The organism is Streptomyces sp. NPDC021093 (assembly GCF_044333135.1).
Classification (GTDB): domain Bacteria; phylum Actinomycetota; class Actinomycetes; order Streptomycetales; family Streptomycetaceae; genus Streptomyces.
The window spans coordinates 603,510-621,331 of sequence record NZ_JBIRQJ010000007.1 but is presented as its reverse complement, the minus strand read 5'-3'; the positions used below and the strand labels follow the sequence as shown (position 1 = coordinate 621,331).

At 70.6% G+C, this 17,822-nt stretch carries 15 protein-coding genes; 6 read left to right on the top strand and 9 right to left on the bottom strand.

Annotated features, from left to right (window positions below; genetic code table 11):
- Nucleotides 1–831, bottom strand: a complete 831-nt coding sequence (locus ACH4SP_RS24870; RefSeq protein WP_398417717.1) for a DUF4232 domain-containing protein — start codon at nt 829–831, stop codon at nt 1–3.
- A 209-nt stretch (nt 832–1,040) separates the two neighbouring features.
- On the opposite strand from ACH4SP_RS24870, the gene ACH4SP_RS24865 reads away from it, so the two are divergent.
- Nucleotides 1,041–2,630 (top strand): helix-turn-helix domain-containing protein, encoded by a 1,590-nt coding sequence (locus tag ACH4SP_RS24865; protein WP_398417716.1) that lies wholly within the window; start codon nt 1,041–1,043, stop codon nt 2,628–2,630.
- A 72-nt stretch (nt 2,631–2,702) separates the two neighbouring features.
- Here ACH4SP_RS24865 and argS read toward each other — a convergent pair whose 3' ends face one another.
- A complete protein-coding gene (gene argS / locus ACH4SP_RS24860; RefSeq protein ID WP_398417715.1) occupies nt 2,703–4,484 on the bottom strand; it encodes an arginine--tRNA ligase in 1,782 nt (593 codons plus the stop codon).
- A gap of 222 nt (nt 4,485–4,706) precedes the next feature.
- Here argS and lysS point away from each other — a divergent pair, with 222 nt between their 5' ends.
- A complete protein-coding gene (gene lysS, locus ACH4SP_RS24855) occupies nt 4,707–6,458 on the top strand; it encodes a lysine--tRNA ligase (protein ID WP_398417714.1) in 1,752 nt (583 codons plus the stop codon).
- Between the two features lie 280 nt (nt 6,459–6,738).
- Entirely contained in the window at nt 6,739–6,954 is a 216-nt protein-coding gene (locus tag ACH4SP_RS24850) for a hypothetical protein (RefSeq protein ID WP_398417713.1), read from the top strand.
- Nucleotides 6,955–6,986: 32 nt separating this feature from the next.
- Here the strand turns inward: ACH4SP_RS24850 and ACH4SP_RS24845 are convergent, their stop codons facing one another.
- The 3 genes from ACH4SP_RS24845 to ACH4SP_RS24835 form a co-directional block, all read right to left on the bottom strand.
- A complete protein-coding gene (locus ACH4SP_RS24845) occupies nt 6,987–8,396 on the bottom strand; it encodes a DUF2637 domain-containing protein (protein WP_398417712.1) in 1,410 nt (469 codons plus the stop codon).
- A 237-nt stretch (nt 8,397–8,633) separates the two neighbouring features.
- Nucleotides 8,634–9,371: a DUF3558 family protein gene (locus ACH4SP_RS24840; protein WP_398417711.1), complete on the bottom strand. Its 738-nt coding sequence runs from the start codon at nt 9,369–9,371 to the stop codon at nt 8,634–8,636.
- A 71-nt stretch (nt 9,372–9,442) separates the two neighbouring features.
- Nucleotides 9,443–10,318, bottom strand: coding sequence for a DUF3558 domain-containing protein (locus tag ACH4SP_RS24835; RefSeq protein ID WP_398417710.1), 876 nt, complete (start codon nt 10,316–10,318; stop codon nt 9,443–9,445).
- Between the two features lie 191 nt (nt 10,319–10,509).
- Here ACH4SP_RS24835 and ACH4SP_RS24830 point away from each other — a divergent pair, with 191 nt between their 5' ends.
- Together ACH4SP_RS24830 and ACH4SP_RS24825 are read left to right on the top strand one after the other, a co-directional pair.
- Complete coding sequence (locus tag ACH4SP_RS24830; RefSeq protein ID WP_398417709.1) at nt 10,510–11,703, top strand: RtcB family protein; 1,194 nt, start codon at nt 10,510–10,512, stop codon at nt 11,701–11,703.
- 134 nt (nt 11,704–11,837) lie between these two features.
- Nucleotides 11,838–12,686, top strand: a complete 849-nt coding sequence (locus tag ACH4SP_RS24825) for a pentapeptide repeat-containing protein (protein WP_398417786.1) — start codon at nt 11,838–11,840, stop codon at nt 12,684–12,686.
- A 974-nt stretch (nt 12,687–13,660) separates the two neighbouring features.
- Here the strand turns inward: ACH4SP_RS24825 and ACH4SP_RS24820 are convergent.
- Nucleotides 13,661–14,419 (bottom strand): SDR family NAD(P)-dependent oxidoreductase, encoded by a 759-nt coding sequence (locus tag ACH4SP_RS24820; protein WP_398417708.1) that lies wholly within the window; start codon nt 14,417–14,419, stop codon nt 13,661–13,663.
- A gap of 64 nt (nt 14,420–14,483) precedes the next feature.
- Nucleotides 14,484–14,819, bottom strand: a complete 336-nt coding sequence (locus ACH4SP_RS24815) for a YnfA family protein (protein WP_398417707.1) — start codon at nt 14,817–14,819, stop codon at nt 14,484–14,486.
- A gap of 66 nt (nt 14,820–14,885) precedes the next feature.
- On the opposite strand from ACH4SP_RS24815, the gene ACH4SP_RS24810 reads away from it, so the two are divergent.
- Nucleotides 14,886–15,398, top strand: coding sequence for a hypothetical protein (locus tag ACH4SP_RS24810; protein ID WP_398417706.1), 513 nt, complete (start codon nt 14,886–14,888; stop codon nt 15,396–15,398).
- Between the two features lie 51 nt (nt 15,399–15,449).
- Here the strand turns inward: ACH4SP_RS24810 and ACH4SP_RS24805 are convergent, their stop codons facing one another.
- Nucleotides 15,450–16,940 carry an FAD-dependent monooxygenase gene (locus tag ACH4SP_RS24805; protein ID WP_398417705.1) on the bottom strand — a complete coding sequence of 497 codons (1,491 nt, stop codon included), beginning with the start codon at nt 16,938–16,940 and terminating at the stop codon, nt 15,450–15,452.
- 117 nt (nt 16,941–17,057) lie between these two features.
- On the bottom strand, nt 17,058–17,792 hold the full coding sequence (locus ACH4SP_RS24800; protein ID WP_398417704.1) for a Mut7-C RNAse domain-containing protein: 735 nt from the start codon (nt 17,790–17,792) through the stop codon (nt 17,058–17,060).
- Nucleotides 17,793–17,822: the final 30 nt, after the last annotated feature.

Below are 17,822 nucleotides of genomic sequence, written 5' to 3'. Positions count from 1 at the left end.
TCAGAGGCTGCTGACGGCGTCGAGGTCGTTCTGCCAGTAGGAGACGCGGACGGACGAGTCGATGTAGACGCCGTCCTTGCCGGAGAGGGGGACGTTGACGAAGCCGTCGAGGGGCTTCTGCTTGATGTTGTAGAAGCCCACGGAGAGGGTCTTCGCCCAGTAGCCGGGGTCGTCGGTCTTGTCGCCCTGGGTGAGCTTCACCGCCGCGTACGCGCTCTCGCCGGGCTTGATGCTGGTCACGGCCTGCCCCTTGGTGTCCTCCATGGCCGGCGGTACGGACTGCGCGCCCTCGAAGCGGAGGATGGGCGCTCCGCCGAAGTCGCACAGCTTCGAGCCGGTGTTGGTGGCCGTGAGCAGCATGGTGTCGATGGGGCGCTTCACCACCTGGGCGGTGATCTTGATGTTGCGGGAGTCGCAGATGGCGCGGTTCTTGGGGTCGTTGGGGTCGGAGGCGCCGGTGGAACCGGAGGAGCCGGAGGTGTGGGAGGAGCCGTTGGAGGAGCTGGAGGAGGAGCCCTTGGAGTCCTGGGAGCCCTGAGAGTCCTTGCCGGTGCTCGTACCGCTGTTGCCGTTTCCGGTGGTGGTGCCGGTGTTTCCGGTGGAGCCGCTCTGGCCCGGCTTGGATCCGTCGGCGGGCTTGCCGTCCGATCCGCCAGCCTGGGCGGAACCGCCGGTGGGGGCTACGGAACCGTTGGCTGCCCCCGCGTCCTTCGAGCCCTCGCCGTTGTCGCAGGCGGTGAGCGAGAGCGCCGCGGTGAGTGCGACTGCCGATACGGCGAGCAGGCGGGTGCGGCGGGCGGTGCGGGTGATGCGGGTGATGCGTGCGGACATGAGATGTCTCATTTCGGTGCGGTGGTTGGGAAGGAAGGGGGCCGCTCGGCCGGTGGAGCGGAGCGGCGTGCTTTGATGCCTGAAGCTTTGATCGAGGTGCGTCCCAGCCGCCAGAGCTGACGGGCAGTCGGGGACGCTGGAACGTTCGTACCGGCTGTGACCTGCGACGATGTGCCGTCCCTGGAACGCCGGAATGGGATGGAGGACCGGTGGCGGGGGCAGCAGAAGCGGCCGATCTCGCGGAATCGCTGCGCGAACTGAAGGGCCGTTCGGGCCTCAGTTACGGAGTGCTCGCCAAACGGCTGCACATGAGCACGTCGACGCTTCACCGGTACTGCAACGGGGACGCCGTACCGACGGAATTCGCACCGGTGGAGCGGCTGGCCAGGCTGTGCAAGGCCACGCCCGACGAGATGGTGCGGGTGCATCGGCAGTGGATCCTGGCGGATGCGGCGAGGGGGAAGAAGAGTTCCGGGGCGGGAGCGGAGGCGAGGGCTGGGTCCGCTGCCGGCTCCGGATCCGGGGACGGCTCTGAGGCGGCCGAGGCATCTGAGGTGTCCGAGGCGGCGGGGGCGGCGGAGACGGCCGAAGCAGCGGAGGCTCCTGATGAGGCCGGAGCATCCGCCTCCTCGTCCGGCGCTTCCGGCGCTTCCGGCGCGTCAGGTGTGTCACCTGTGTCAGGTGCGTCCGGTGAATCCGACGGCCTGCTTGTTTCGCTCCGTACGGACACCAGCACCGGCCTCGACACGGGTACCGGCACCGGCACCCGTACCGGTGCCGCCACCCGCTCCGGTGCCCCCGCCCGCAAGTCCCGGCGGAACGTCCTCATCGCCGTGGCCACCGTCCTCGCCGTCGGCGCCGCCACCGTGCTCGGCGTGAACCTGCTGGGCGGTGGGCCCGACGACGGTTCGGGCGGCAAGCGGTCCGTGGGCGCCGCGGCCTCGCAGCAGTCGGACGGCAGCAACCCCGACGGCCGGGCCGACCGCCCGGCACAGTCCCCTTCGACCCCCGGAACCGATGCCTCCGGCACCCCAGCCTCCCCCGACCCGGACGGTTCCGCCCCGGCCGGAGACGGGACCGGAACCGGCAAGGGCAAGGACGGCGAGGACGGCAAGGACGGCGGCAAGAACAGCGGCGAGGCCGGCGGCAAGAACAGCGGCAGCGGTGCCGCGAACGGCTCCACCCCGTTCACCGTCGCCACCCGCTCCTTCGTCTACGCGGACCCGTGCACCCAGCACTTCCTCGTCGACAGCGGGCCGAAGGACGTCTCCCCGCCCCCCAACGAGCAGGACGCCCCCGGCTGGGCCGCCTCCTACCGCGCGGTCTCCGCCGACGACCAGCTCGTCGGCCTGACCCTCCAGGGGAAGTCGCAAGAGACCGTCGTACTGGAAGCCCTGCACGTACGCGTCGTACAGAGCGGTCCGCCGCTGCCCTGGACCCTGTACTCCACGGGCGTCGGCTGCGGCGGTGGCGTCGAGACCAAGTCGTTCAGCGTCGACCTCGACGAGAGCCGCCCCGCCACCCGCCCCAAGGCGGGCCAGCGGGACTTCCCGTACAAGATCAGCGAGAACGACCCCGAGGTCTTCTACGTCTCCGCCCGCGCCCGCAGCCACGACGTCAGCTGGTACCTGGAGCTGGAGTGGTCCAGCGGCGGCAAGCGCCGCATCGAGGTCATCAACGACCACGGCAAGCCGTTCCGCACGAGCGGCGCGATCGGACGCCCCTACTTCCAGCACCCGCCCGGGGCGAACGAGTGGGGGTCCGTCCCCCCGAAGACCGCGGAGGACTACCAGTACTAGCGGCAACGTACACGGGCGGCCCCGGCGGAATCACTTCCGCCGGGGCCGCCCGTGTACATACGAAGGAGCAGGTCAGAGGCGCTCGGGGGTCCGGATGCCCAGCAGGGCCATGCCCTGGTGCAGGGTCGCGGCCGTCAGCTCCGACAGGAACAGACGGTTGGCCGCCACGTCCGCCGGGACCTCCGACTTCAGGATCGGGCACTGGTCGTAGAACGTCGTGAAGAGCGACGACAGCTGGTAGACGTACGCGGCCAGCTTGTGCGGCTCGTACGCGGCGGCCACCTCGGCCACCGTCTCGCCGAACTGGTCCAGGTGCAGGCCCAACGCCCGCTCTGCCGGGGCGAGTTCGAGCTCCGGGTGCGGCTTCGGCTCGACTGCGCCCGCGGCGTTGCGACTGATCGACTTCGACCGGGCGTACGCGTACTGCGAGTACACCGACGTGTCCCCGTTCAGCGACACCATCTGGTCCAGGTCGAACTTGTAGTCGCGCGCGGCCGACGTCGACAGGTCGGCGTACTTCACGGCGCCGATGCCGATCTGCGCACCGTTCTCGACGATCTCGTCCTCGGAGAGGCCGACCTTCTCGTTGTTCTTCTCGCGCACGACGGTCGTCGCCCGGTCGATCGCCTCGTCGAGCAGGTCCACCAGCCGTACGGTCTCGCCCTCACGGGTCTTGAACGGCTTGCCGTCCTTGCCGAGCACCGTGCCGAAGCCCAGCTGGTGCGCCGTGACGTCGTCCGTCAGCCAGCCGGCCCGCCGCGCCGTCTCGAAGACCATCTTGAAGTGCAGCGACTGCCGGACGTCGACGACGTACAGGAGGGTGTTGGCCTTGAGGTCGCCCACCCGGTTGCGGATCGCGGAGAGGTCGGTGGCCGCGTAGCCGTAGCCGCCGTTGGACTTCTTGACGATGAGGGGGGTCGGGTTGCCGTCCGGGCCCTTCACGTCGTCGAAGAACACGCACAGCGCGCCCTCGGAGCGGACCGCGACGCCCGAGTCCTCCAGGATCTGGCAGGTCTCTTCGAGCATGTCGTTGTAGCCGGACTCGCCGACCACGTCCGCGTCCTCGATCTGCATGTCGAGCTTGTGGAAGACGGAGTAGAAGTAGATCTTCGACTCGTCGACGAACCGCTGCCACAGCGCGCGCGACTCCGGGTCACCGGCCTGGAGCTGTACGACCCGGTCGCGGGCGCGCGTCTTGAACTCCTCGTCGGAGTCGAAGAGCACCCGGGACGCCTTGTAGATCCGGTTCAGGGCGGACATCGCCTCCTCGCCGTCGACCTGGTCGCCCTCGGCGCCGCCGTGGTCCAGCTCGCTCGGGTGCTCCACCAGGTACTGGATGAGCATGCCGAACTGGGTGCCCCAGTCGCCGATGTGGTGGCGCCGGACGACCTTCTCGCCGGTGAACTCCAGGATCTCGACCATCGCGGCGCCGATCACGGCGGAGCGGAGGTGCCCGACGTGCATCTCCTTGGCGACGTTCGGCTGGGCGTAGTCGATGACCGTGGTGCCCGCGTGCTCGTTGAACGGGACGCCGAGCCGGGCGTCCGCGGCGCGGGCGGCGAGGGTCTCGACGATGGCGCGGTCGGAGACGGTGATGTTGAGGAAGCCGGGGCCCGAGACCTCGATCTCCTTCAGTACGTCACCGGTGGCCAGACCCTCGACGACGGTGGCCGCCAGCTCCCGCGGGTTCGCCTTCGCCTTCTTGGCGAGGGCCAGGATCCCGTTGGCCTGGAAGTCGGCCCGGTCGCTTCGGCGCAGCAGCGGGTCCGCGGGAGCCGCATCCGGCAGGGCTGCCGAGAGTGCGTCCGCGAGCCGCTGGTTGACGGTCGAAGCGAGGGAGGGGACCGAGGCCATGGGGTGCCGTTCCTGTTGGTGGGTTCTTGGCATGCTGTGCCTTCGAGTATTTCACGCAGCTCCTCAGGGCCCGGCGCAACCTAATTCGGGAGGCCGCCGTCTGCCTGTCTGGGAGAATGGCGTACGCCAGCCTTCAAGGAATGCTGGCGTACGCCAGCTTTCAAGGAATGGCTGACGCAGCCTTCAAGACGCAGCCCTCAAGGAACCCGGAGAACCAAGGACGTGCCGACCGTGGCTCAGAGCAGCACCCCCGAGACCGACTGGGTCTCCCGTTTCGCGGACGATGTCATCGCCGAGTCGGAGCGACGTGCGCCTGGCAAACCGGTCGTCGTCGCGTCCGGCCTCTCCCCGTCGGGCCCCATCCACCTCGGCAACCTCCGCGAGGTCATGACCCCGCACCTGGTCGCCGACGAGGTCCGCCGCCGCGGGTACGAGGTCCGCCACCTCATCTCCTGGGACGACTACGACCGCTACCGCAAGGTGCCGAACGGCGTCCCCGGCATCGACGAGTCCTGGGCCGAGCACATCGGCAAGCCGCTGACCTCGGTCCCGGCCCCGGCCGGTTCCGCGTACCCGAACTGGGCCGAGCACTTCAAGGCGCCCATGGTGGCCGCCCTGGCCGAGCTCGGCGTGGAGTTCGACGGCATCAGCCAGACCGAGCAGTACACCGCCGGTACGTACCGCGAGCAGGTGCTGCACGCGATGAAGCACCGCGCGGACATCGACGCCGTCCTGGACAGGTACCGCACGAAGAAGGACCCGTCGAAGCCGGGCGGAACCGGCAAGAAGCCCCAGCAGAAGCCGGTCGACGAGGCCGAGCTGGAGGCCGCCGAGGGCTCCGGCGCCGCGGCCGAGGACGACGGCACGAGCGGCTCCTCGTACTACCCGTACAAGCCCTACTGCGGGCAGTGCGAGCGCGACCTCACGACCGTCACCTCCTACGACGACGAGTCGACCGAGCTGTCGTACACCTGCGTGTGCGGCTTCGCGGAGACCGTCTTCCTGAAGGAGTTCAACCGCGGCAAGCTGGTCTGGAAGGTCGACTGGCCGATGCGCTGGGCGTACGAGGGTGTGATCTTCGAGCCGAGCGGCGTCGACCACTCGTCGCCGGGGTCGTCCTTCGTCGTCGGCGGGCAGATCGTGCGCGAGGTCTTCGACGGCGTGCAGCCGATCGGGCCGATGTACGCGTTCGTGGGCATCAGCGGCATGGCCAAGATGTCGTCCTCCAAGGGCGGCGTGCCGACCGCGGGCGACGCGCTGAAGATCATGGAGGCGCCGCTGCTGCGCTGGCTGTACGCGCGGCGTCGTCCCAACCAGTCCTTCAAGATCGCCTTCGACCAGGAGATCCAGCGGCTGTACGACGAGTGGGACAAGCTGTCGTCGAAGGTCGCCGACGGGTCCGTCCTCCCGGCGGACGCGGCGGCGTACGCGCGGGCGGTCGGGACGGCGGCGGGCGAACTGCCGCGTACCGAGCGGGTGTTGCCGTACCGGACGCTGGCCTCGGTGGCCGACATCACGGCCGGTGCCGAGGACCAGACGCTGCGCATCCTGAGCGAGCTGGACCCGTCGGACCCGATCGTGTCGCTGGACGAGGTGCGACCGCGCCTCGACCGGGCGGAGTCGTGGATCACCGCGTACGTCCCGGCCGACCAGCGGACGCTGGTGCGGTCCGAGCCGGACGCTTCGATGCTCGGCGAGCTGGGTGACGCGGACCGGGAGTCGCTCCGACTCCTCGTCGAGGGCCTCGACACGCACTGGTCGCTGGACGGGCTGACGACGCTCGTCTACGGCGTCCCGAAGATCCAGGCGGGGCTGCCGGCGGACGCGAAGCCGACGCCGGAGCTGAAGGTGGCACAGCGGACCTTCTTCGCGCTGCTGTACCAGCTGCTGGTGGGCCGGGACACGGGGCCGCGGCTGCCTACGCTGCTGCTGGCGGTGGGGGCGGAGCGGGTGCGGAAGCTTTTGGGGGCGTAGGGGGGCGGTCTCGGGGGCGGGCGGTCGCGAGCGGTCGCGGGCGCGTGCCGTCGTGAGGGGGCGTGCTCCGCGTGGGGGCCGCCCCCTTGCCCACCCGTTCCGCCCCCGGGGGGCGGCCCCGCTGCCCAAGGAGGCTGGGGGCTGGGGGCTAGGGGGCTAGGGGGCTAGGCATCGTGGCTCTCAGGGCGAGAGCCCGCTGCACCTTTTGGTGGATTGCGGGGCTCTCCGTTCCGACCCGCGCAGGACGCGCTCGTAGCCCGCAGCGCGCGATCCTGGTCCCATGAAGAACGAAATCGTCCTCACCATCGGCTGGGTCGTCGCCATCCAGGGCGTCCTCGGCTTCGTCGGCCGCACCTGGTTCGACAACGACTGGGGCCTGCTGCACCTGTGGTTCACCCCGCCCACCGCGCTCTACATCGCGATGGCCGTCGTCGGCGCCGCACTCGCCTACGTCGGCGAGACGGCCAAGAAGCGCTCCAAGGCCCGGACCTACTGAGCGCTGCCTACTGAGCGCTGCCCATCGAGCGCTCAGGCGATGTGCTCGTCCAGCTCCAGCTGGAACCGCTCCTCGTACCGCTTCGTGTACGTCTCCAGCTCCTCCACCGGCAGCTGCTGCCCGTACAGGTCCTCCAGGTACGAACCGAACTGCAGCGGCGTCGGGAACGCCCCGTTCGCCCCCGCGCACTTGCGGAACGCGTCGTAGTACGCGTCGTCGTCCAGCACGAAATCGGCCTCCGCAGCGCCCTCGACGGACGCGAAGTCGGGCCCGAACTCGGCGTCGTAGTCAGGGTTGTAGCCCCCGAGCGGCCGGCTGCGACCGGGACCGGACGGCACCATCACCGGGTGCGCGTCCCCGTCGGCGCCGTACTGCCCCTGCTGCCCCTGCTGCTCCGGATACGCAGGCCCCTGCGAGTGCCCGACCGGCGCCGCGAACCACGGGCTCGGGTGTCCCTGCGGCTGCTCGGCAGGGACGGGACGGTCGGTGTCGGCGTCGGCGTTCGCGTCGGTCTCAACGTTGGCCTCGGTCTCAGCCTCCGGCACCTGCTTCTCCAGGTTCGCCCGGGGCCGGTCCTGCGCCTCGGGGCGACCGTGCACCTCCTCGGCCATCTCGGCTATCGGACCCGGGGCATCCGCACCCGTGTCCGCCGCATCCGCCGTACCCGCACTCTCCCCCTCCCGCCGCGCCGCAGGCAACGCCGGAGCACCGGCCGCAGCCGACGCCCCCACCGGTGCCGGAGGCAGCAGCATCGGCTCGATACCCGCCGCCGCGAGACCCGCCGCCGCGGTGTCCGCGATCGGGATTCCGTACTTCGCGAGGCGCAGCGGCATCAGAGCCTCCACCGGCGCCTTCCGCTTCCACGACCGCCCGAACCTGGCCTGCAGCCGGGACTGGTAGATCAGCCGGTCCTGCTCCAGCTTGATCACCTGCTCGTACGAACGCAGCTCCCAGAGCTTCATCCGGCGCCACAGCTTGAAGGTGGGCAGCGGCGACAGCAGCCACCGCGTGAGCCGCACGCCCTCCATGTGCTTGTCGGCCGTGATGTCCGCGATCCGCCCCACCGCATGGCGGGCCGCCTCGACGGAGACGACGAACAGGATCGGGATCACCGCGTGCATGCCCACGCCCAGCGGGTCCGGCCAGGACGCCGCACCGTTGAACGCGATCGTCGCCGCCGTCAGCAGCCACGCCGTCTGCCGCAGCAGCGGGAACGGAATCCGCATCCAGGTCAGCAGCAGGTCCAGCGCCAGCAGGACGCAGATCCCCGCGTCGATGCCGATCGGGAAGACCAGCGAGAAGCTGCCGAAGCCCTTCTCCTCCGCAAGCTCGCGCACCGCCGCGTACGAACCCGCGAAACCGATCCCCGCAATGACCACCGCACCGGCGACCACCACGCCGATCAGTATTCGGTGAGTGCGTGTCAACTGCATCGCGGCCACCCGCGATCCCCTCCCGTACGTCCACACCCGGCGGTACCAGCCCGGCGGCCACAGCCTGGCACACGCACGCGGGGGCCCGATCCCCGGATAAGGACCGAACCCCCGCAAGCCATCCCAAACCGGGCCCAGTTGTAGTCAAGTCGTTGACTACCCCCGTACGCACCGGCCGCTACTGCCCGCCGACCGAGACTGCCTGCCGACCGCGACTGCCCGTCGGCCTCTACTGCCCACCGGCTGCTACTTGTTCGCCGCGGCGATCGCCGCCACGACCTCCTTCGCCGCCTTCTGCGCACCCTGCATCAGGTCCGCCGAGTCCGGCAGCTTCGCGCCCGAGTAACCCGCACCGTTGTAGTCCAGCGTCACCACGACATTGCCCGTACGGGTCACCACGACCGCGTGCTGGAAGTCCGTGCCCGACTCGCGCGCCTTGTACGAGGTCATCGACGCCTCGTCACCGATCCCGCTCACCGGATTGGTCCTGGCGTCCTTCGCCCCGTCCTTGCCCTTCACCTTGGTGACCTGCTTGGCCAGCTGCTCACCGGCCCGCTTCTCACCGCTGCCCAGCGCCAGGTTCGACTCGAAGCGCTGCAGGGAGTAGGTCAGGTAGTGGTACTGCGAACCCTTCACGCCCTTGTCGTCCAGGCCCTTCCAGGAGCAGCCCCGGCGGATCTCCGGGTCCGAGGACTTGTCCGCCGTGCCGCCGGCCTCCTCGGCCTTCGGCACCAGCTCCTCGATGGTGTCCTTCGTCAGGGCCTTGCACGCGTCCGGCAGCTTCGGGAACTTCGCCGGAGCCACCGTCGGAGCGGCCGACGGCTTCTGCGTCGCCGCGGCACTCTGGTCCTTCTTCGCGCCGCCGTCAGAACCGGAACCCGAACCGGAACCGGAGTCCGACGAACAGCCGGCCACGACGAGCAGTGCCGGAGCGGCGACCGCGCAGGTCAGTATGCGGGCGATACGGGGGGCTTTTCGGTACATGGTTCCTGTGGTTCCTTCTCTGTCGCGCGCTGTGCGGATCACTCGCTGCTGTCGGTCACTCGCTCTTTCGCTCACTCGCTGCTGGAGGAGAACTGCTCGGCGAGTTTACGGGCCAGGCCCTGTGCCCGGTCCTGGAGCGCCTTGCTGTCCGGGATCTGGCCGGTGCCGCCCGGCTGCTCGACGTACTTGACGCTCACGATCACGTTGGACGTCCGGAAGACGACCGAGACCGTGAGGTCCTGGGCCGCGGCCGACCCCGCCTTCGTCTCGTCCAGGAAGGCGGCGTCCCCGAGACCGCCGAGGGTACGCGGCTCAAGGCCGGTCGAGTCGGCGGCCGGGGGCGTACCGGAAGGAGAATCGGGGGCTCCGGGGGTGCCGGTCACGGCCGGGGCGGAGGGGGACGCGGTCGAGGACGGGGTGGCGGGAGGGGCCGCCGGAGTGCGCGGCACGGGCAGGTCCGCGGCGTCCAACTTCTCTTCGTACACAGCCTGTGCGCGGTCGTCGTCGCTCACCGCGGCGTCGTACGAGACGACCCGCTCGAAGTCCACGCTGAGCAGGTGCGTGGCGTCCGGCGACTCCGCCTTCCAGTGGCAGCCGACCCGCCGGTCCGTGTCGTACGTCACCGCGGGATCGCCGCCGAACACCAGCTGCTGCTGCTCGTCGGGCAGCGTCTCCGCCCCCGGCAGCAGCGCCTTCAGCGTGGGCCGGTCGATGGTCCGGCAGGGCTCGGGGAGCGTGCGGTACTTGCCCGGCTGGGCGGCCGTCGCGGCGGACTCCCCGGACTTGGCGTCGACCGCGCCGTCCGCGGTGCCGCTGTCGCTTGAGCAGCCGGTGGCGCCCATGGTGAGGGCGGCGAGCAGCGCAAGGCCGGGCACCAGGCCGGGGACGCGCCCCCTGGCGGGCCCCTTGACGTACCCCTTGACGTACACAGACGGCTTTCGCGGCACGTTCGCAGGCCTCCTTCGGAGGAAATCTAGTTGCCGCCCGAAGGTGGCCGATGACCACAATGTGTATCGCACACGCCGGTGTGGATGCCGGTCCGCTGTCCATTTCGCGGGCTTTACCCACCCTTTTTGCGCTTTGCGAAAGTTGCTTGCATCTCGGGGGATCACTAAAACTTCGGGGGAATTGAGGAGAAATGTCGTACGTAGAGGTACCGGGTGCGAAGGTCCCGATCCGGATGTGGGCCGACCCGACGACGGTCGAGGAGGGCGCGATGCGCCAGCTCCAGAACGTCGCCACGCTCCCCTGGATCAAGGGCCTGGCCGTGATGCCGGACGTCCACTACGGCAAGGGCGCCACGGTCGGCTCGGTCATCGCGATGCAGGGCGCGGTCTGCCCGGCGGCGGTCGGCGTGGACATCGGCTGCGGAATGTCCGCAGTCAAGACCTCCCTCACCGCCAACGACCTCCCCGGCGACCTCTCCCGCCTCCGCTCCAAGATCGAACAGGCGATCCCGGTGGGCCGCGGCATGCATGCGGATCCGGTGGATCCGGGGAGGCTGCACGGTTTCGCCACGGCGGGGTGGGAGGACTTCTGGGGGCGGTTCGAGGGGGTGGCGGATTCGGTCAAATTCCGTCGCGAACGTGCCACAAAGCAGATGGGAACGCTTGGCAGCGGCAACCACTTTGTCGAGTTCTGTCTTGATGAGACAGATTCGGTCTGGCTCATGCTGCACTCCGGTTCGCGGAACATCGGCAAGGAGCTTGCCGACCACCACATCGGGCAGGCCCAGAAGCTTCCGCACAACCAGGGTCTGGTCGACCGTGACCTGGCAGTCTTCATCTCCGACACCCCGCAGATGGCGGCGTACCGCAATGACCTCTTCTGGGCCCAGGAGTATGCGAAGCACAACCGCGCGATCATGATGGGCCTCTTCCAGGACGTGGTCCGGAGGGAGTTCAAGAAGGCCAGGGTGACCTTCGACCCGGTCATTTCCGCTCACCACAACTACGTCGCGGAAGAGCGTTACGACGGGATGGACCTCCTGGTCACCCGGAAGGGTGCGATCCGGGCCGGTTCCGGGGACTACGGGATCATCCCGGGCTCGATGGGCACGGGTTCGTACATTGTGAAGGGCCTCGGCAACGTGGCGTCCTTCAACTCGGCGTCGCACGGCGCGGGTCGGCGGATGAGCCGTGGCGCCGCGAAGAAGCGCTTCTCCACGAAGGACCTGGAGGACCAGACGCGGGGTGTGGAGTGCCGCAAGGACTCTGGCGTCGTGGACGAGATCCCGGCCGCGTACAAGCCGATCGAGCAGGTCATGGAGCAGCAGCGGGACCTGGTCGAGGTGGTCGCGAAACTGAAGCAGGTCATCTGCGTCAAGGGGTGAGCCGTCGCCGGGACGCTGCTGCGAAGCTGCTGAGAGCTGTTGCCCCGCCGACACGGACGGGCCCCGGTTAAGGTGCCGGGGTCCGTCCGTATTGCCGTTTCTGTACAAGTGGAGTTTCCGGCGTGTCCGTGCCCGTGCCCCTTTCCGAGAAGTCGTCCGAGCTGCGTTCCGACTGTGGGAGCTGTTTCGGGCTGTGCTGTGTGGCGTTGACGTTGACGAAGTCGTCGGACTTCGCCATCGACAAGCCGGCCGGGAAGCCGTGCCCGAATCTGGGGGAGGAGTTCCGGTGCGGGATTCATTCGCGGTTGCGGGGCGAGGGGTTCTCCGGGTGCACCGTGTACGACTGTTTCGGGGCCGGGCAGAAGGTGTCGCAGGTGACCTTCGCCGGGGTCAACTGGCGGGGTGAGCCCGGGAGTTCGGAGCTGATGTTCGCTCTGCTGCCGGTGATGAAGCAGCTGCACGAGCTGCTCTGGTACGTGGGGGAGGGGCTCGCTGCCGATGCCGCGCGGCCCGTGCACCGGGAGTTGCGGAAGCTGAGCGACGAGACCGAGGAGCTGACCCGGGGGAGCGCCGAGGAGTTGGTGGCGCTCGATGTGGAGGGGCATCGGCAGAAGGTCAACGCGGTGCTGGTGCGGGTGAGTGAGCTGGTGCGCGCGGAGTGGGCCGCCGCCGTGCCGAGGAAGAAGAACGGGAAGAAGCGGAAGACGGATCTGCGCGGGGCGGATCTGATGGGGGCCCGGCGGGCCGGGGCGGACCTGCGTGGGGTGAATCTGCGCGGGGCGTATGTGATCGCTGCGGATTTGAGCGGGGCGGATCTGCGTGGGGCCGATGTGATCGGCGCGGACTTCCGGGATGCGGATGTACGGGGGGCGGATCTGAGCGCCGCGCTGTTCCTCACGCAGACGCAGGTGAATGCGGCGCGGGGGGACGCGGGGACGCGGATCCCCGAGGCGCTGGAGAGGCCTGGGCATTGGGTGGGGTGAGGGGATCCGTGGGCTCAGGCCCAGGGGGATGTGCGGGTGATCGTCCGGGGTGGAGCGGCGAAGGGGGACGCTCCGCTCGGCGATGAGGGGACGTTCGGGGTTGGGACTGGGGCCGGGACTTGGGGCCGGGGCCGGGCCGGTGGGAGTGTCGGTGGGGGCGCCGGCCTGTGGGCTGCTGCTGGGATGTAGGCGGGGCCCTGCGGGCCGCTGGTGGGATGCAGCAGGGCAGTGGGGGTTCCTGCGGGCCGCTGGTGGGATGCGGCAGGGCAGTGGGGGTTCCTGCGGGCTGCTGGTGGGATGCAGCCGGGGTCTCGCCGGGCCCTTGTCCGGCTGTCGCCGAGTCCCTGCCGGGCTAGTCGGGGCCGGGCCCCTGCCCGGCTGTCGTCGGGACCCTGTGCGGGCTGTTACCGGGATCCTGCCGGGGTTCCGCCGGGGTTCCGCCCGGCTCCCGCCGGGGTTCCGCCCGGCTCCCGCCGGGGTTCCGCCCGGCTCCCGCCGGGGTTCCGCCCGGCTCCCGCCGGTCTGCCGGTGGGAGCCACCGGCTTGCTGGGCTCCCGCCGGGGTGTCTCCCGCTCCTGCCGGGGTGTCCCCCGCCTCTGCCGGGGTGTCCCCTGCTCCTGCCGGGGTGTCTCCCGCCTCCGCCGGGGTGTCTCCCGCTCCTGCCGGGGTGTCCCCTGCTCCTGCCGGGGTGTCTCCCGCCTCTGCCGGGGTGTCCCCTGCTCCTGCCGGGGCGCCTCCCGCCTCTGCCGGGGCGTCCCCAGCCCCCGCCGGGCTGTCCCCCCCCGCCTCAGCCGGGGCACCCCCAGCCCTCCGCCGCAGTGCCCCCCAGCCTCCGCCGGGTAGCCAATACGCACGACCGTGCGTGGATTCGAGCGATCATCGCTCGAATCCACGCACGGTCCGCGGGATTGGGCTGCTCGCCCGGCCCGGCCCCGCTCCCGCTCCCGCTCCGGCCCCGCCCCGCCCGGCCAGGGCTACAGCTCGCGGTGGACCTTGGTGTTGGAGGCCTGGGCGCGGGGGCGGACGACGAGCAGGTCGATGTTGACGTGGCTGGGGCGGGTGACCGCCCAGGTGATCGTTTCCGCCACGTCGTCGGCGGAGAGCGGTTCGGCCACGCCCGCGTAGACCTTTGCCGCCTTCTCCGTGTCGCCGTCGAAGCGGGTGAGGGCGAATTCTTCCGTTTTGACCATGCCGGGGGCTACTTCGATCACCCGGACCGGGGTGCCGACGATCTCCAGGCGGAGCGTTTCCGCGAGGACGTGCGAGCCGTGCTTGGCCGCCACGTAGCCGCCGCCGCCTTCGTACGTGCCGTGGCCTGCGGTGGAGGAGACGATGACGATCGTGCCGTCGCCTGACGCGGTCAGGGCCGGGAGCAGGGCCTGGGTGAGGTTGAGGGTGCCGAGGACGTTCGTCTCGTACATCTGGCGCCAGTCGGCGGGGTCCGCCGTGGCGATCGGGTCGGCGCCGAGTGCGCCGCCCGCGTTGTTGACCAGGACGGCGATGGTGCGGAAGGCGGTGGCGAACTCGTCGACGGCCGCGCGGTCGGTGACGTCGAGGGCGTAGGGCATGGCCTGGTGGCCGGCTGCCGTGAGCTCCTCGGCGAGGGCTTCGATGCGGTCCTTGCGGCGGGCGGTCAGGACGACGCGGTAGCCGGAGGCGGCGAGCTGCCGGGCCGTGGCCGCGCCGATTCCGCTGCTCGCTCCGGTGACGACGGCGATGGGGGCGCTGGGCATGCGGCTGCTCCTCGTACGTAGGACGGTTGGCTTTCGTACGAGGATACGAGGGCGGCGGCCGAGGTCAGCGGCCTCGTGGGGCGTACATGATCAGGGCCATGCCGAGGAGGCAGACGAGTGCGCCCGCGATGTCCCAGCGGTCCGGGCGGTAGCCGTCCGCGACCATGCCCCAGGCGATCGAGCCCGCGACGAAGACTCCGCCGTACGCGGCGAGGATGCGGCCGAAGTCGCCGTCGGGCTGGAGGGTGGCGACGAAGCCGTAGAGGCCGAGGGCGATGACGCCGGCGCCGATCCAGATCCAGCCCCTGTGCTCCCGCACGCCCTGCCAGACCAGCCAGGCGCCGCCGATTTCGAAGAGGGCGGCGACGAGGAAGAGGGCTGCTGAGCGGTCTACGTGCATGGGCATAAGGGTGGCATGCGGGAGTGGCGGTGGGGGGTTTGGGGGGAAATGGGTAAGGGGGTGGGCATGTCATCTTTGTTGCGCAAGGGGTTGTTGGTGCTGGTTGCGGGGCTGCTTCCGCTGGGAGTGGCGGGAGTGGTGGGAGTGGCGGGTGCTGGGGGCGTGGCCTTCGCCGCCGACGGCGAGGCCGATCTCGGGCACCACGGACAGGTCGTGTATCAGGGCGGGCGGCTGGCCATGCAGCTGCGGACCTGGAACCACGGGCCGGTGAGCCTGGACTCGGGAGCGGTGCGGGTGTCCTTCTCAGCACCGGTGGAGGGGAAGATTCCGCGCGCGTGCGTGCGCCGGGCGCCCGCCGTGCTGGTCTGCGAGACCGGTGAGCTGCGGGCCGGGGCGGCGAGCGCGCGGGGGCTCGGCTTCGATCTGCGGGTGAGCGGGGCGCCCGTCGAGGTGGTGGTGGAGGTACGGACGGTACGGATGGGGTCGGCGGGACCGGGTCCGACGACGCGGGACCTCAACCCCGGCAACGACCGCCGACGGGTGCTGGCCCCGGACACCGGGGACGTCTACTACTTCTGACGAGCGGGCCCGGGGATGACGAGCGTCCCCGGGGATTTCTCAGGCCGCCTGCTAGCGCTTCTCGCGGCGCTCGTTCCGCCTCCGCGCCCGTTTCCCCGGTGCGTACGCCGCCCACGCCACGTATCCGTCCGGCCGGACCAGGAGCGACGACTGCCGGGCCCAGTGGGCCCGTACCGTGTGCGGCGGTACGTCGGTGGGGGTCGGTCCGTCGGCCGCCGCCACCAGTACGTACTCGCCCTTGCGCAGCAGCTCGTACAGGCGGCCCTCGGTGAGTGCCAGGTCCGGGACGCGGCGGCCGACCAGCGGGTGGGCGCCGCGCGGGGCGCCGTACGAGATGCCGATGCCGGAGACCATGCCCATCGCGCGCGCGGTGACGGGGCGGAGGGAATTGACCAGGCGGGTGGCGACCGCGCGGCCGGTGCGCTGGAGCGGGGTGTGGGCCATGGCGATCCGGATCAGGGCGCCGCTGGTGCGCAGGACCATCGCGCCGACCGGGTGGCGCTCGGCGTGGTACGTGTCGAGGAGTTCGTCCTCGGCGCGGCCGCGCAGTACGGCGGCGAGTTTCCAGGAGAGGTTCGCGGCGTCCTGGAGGCCGGTGTTCATGCCCTGGCCGCCGGCCGGTGAGTGCACGTGTGCGGCGTCCCCCGCGAGGAAGACGCGGCCGGTGCGGTAGGCGGGGGCCTGGCGTTCGTCGCTGTGGAAGCGGGACAGGAAGCGCTCGTCGTGCATGCCGAAGTCGTTGCCGAGCGCGGCGCGGGCGATGTGCCGGATCTCGGCGATGTCGACGGGGTCGGACTCGGGGACCTCGTGGTTCCGGTCCCAGCCCATGACCCGGTAGTAGCCGTCGCCGAACGGGACCATGAAGGTGAAGGCGTCGCCCTGGCCGCCGATGGTGAGGACGCCCTCGGGTTCGTCGGCGAGGCGTACGTCCGCGAGGACGATCGACTTGATGACGGACTCGCCGGGGAACGGCAGGCCGAGTGCGGTGCGGACGGTGCTGTGGACTCCGTCGGCGCCGATCAGGTACGGAGCGCTGAGCTCGCTCTCGGTGCCGTCGGGGGTACGGACGCGGGCGGTGACGGCGGTCGTGTGCGGGGTGAGGCCGAGGAGTTCGGTGTCGTAGCGGAAGTCCACGCCCGCGGCGAGTGCGCGGCGCTCCAGCAGGTGCTCGACCTCGTACTGCGGGGTGATCAGGACGAGCGGGAAGCGGGACCGCAGGCGGCTGAGGTCGAGGCTGAGGTTGCCGAAGAAGTTGAGGTGGGTGAGTTGCCGGCCCGTTTTGAGGAGTTCGTCGGCGAGGCCCCGGGCGTCGAGCACTTCGAGGGTGCGGGCGTGCACGGCGAAGGCGCGGGTGAGGTTGCCCGCGGTGTGCGCGCGGCGTTCGACGAGGGTGACGCGCAGGCCGGCGGCGGCGAGGTCGCCCGCGAGGAGCAGGCCCGTGGGGCCTGCGCCGACGACGATCGCGTCGGCCGTCCTGGGGGCGTCGGCGGGGGCCGGCGTCGGGGCTGCTTGAGGTGTCGGGGCGTCCTGGGGGCTCGGCATGACGGCACCCTCCCCGCGTCCTCGGCCGCGTACACCCCTGGAAGGGGAGACTCCGGAACGAACCCCCGGAGGCTCGGGAGCAAACCCCCGGAGGCTTGGGAACGAACCCCCGCAAGCTCACGAAGCCTGTTGGCCGAACTCCGCCACTGCCGTCTCCACGACCTCCGCCAGCCGCGCGTGATGTGCCCCGCGCCAGTACGGGCGGTCGCAGACCGTGCACTGGGCGAAGACGTCGTAGGAGCGTTCCGTGCCGCCGTGCAGCAGGTCGGCGACCGATTCCTTGGTGGCTTCCGTCAGCTCGCCGTTGCAGGCCGTGCAGCGGGTCCACGGGGTGAGGACGGGGGCGAAGCGGCCCAGTACGTCGCGGAGTTGCTCATCGGGCCGGTCGCTGTAGACGTACGCGCCCGCCCACAGCTCGCGGCGGCGCAGCAGTCCCCGGTCCCGGGACAGCAGGACGCGCTGTTCGCGTGCGGAGTGGGTGGCGAGTGCCGGGTCGCCGATGTCCTCGCTGAAGTAGGCGGTGTCGACGCCGAGCAGCCGCAGCCGGCGGGCGAGCGTCCCCAGGTGGACGTCGAGGAGGAAGCGGAGCGGGGCGCCGGGGACGGACTGGGGGCGGGTGAAGGGCCGTACCTCGATGTGCTCTCCGGCGGCGGGGATGTGCGCGGCGGTGACCGGCCGCCCGTCCACGTGCAGTTCGCCCGCCTCGGTCAGCGGTACGCCGAGCGATTCGACGACGTGGCCGAGAGTGGAGGCGCCGTCGGTGACGGCTTCGGTGCGGCCGGTGCGGCGGTCGGGGGCGACGAAGAGGTGGAGTTCGGGCGCGAAGGTTATGTGGATCCGTGGTCCGTTCACCGGGTCAGGATGCCATCGGGGGGCCGGGGG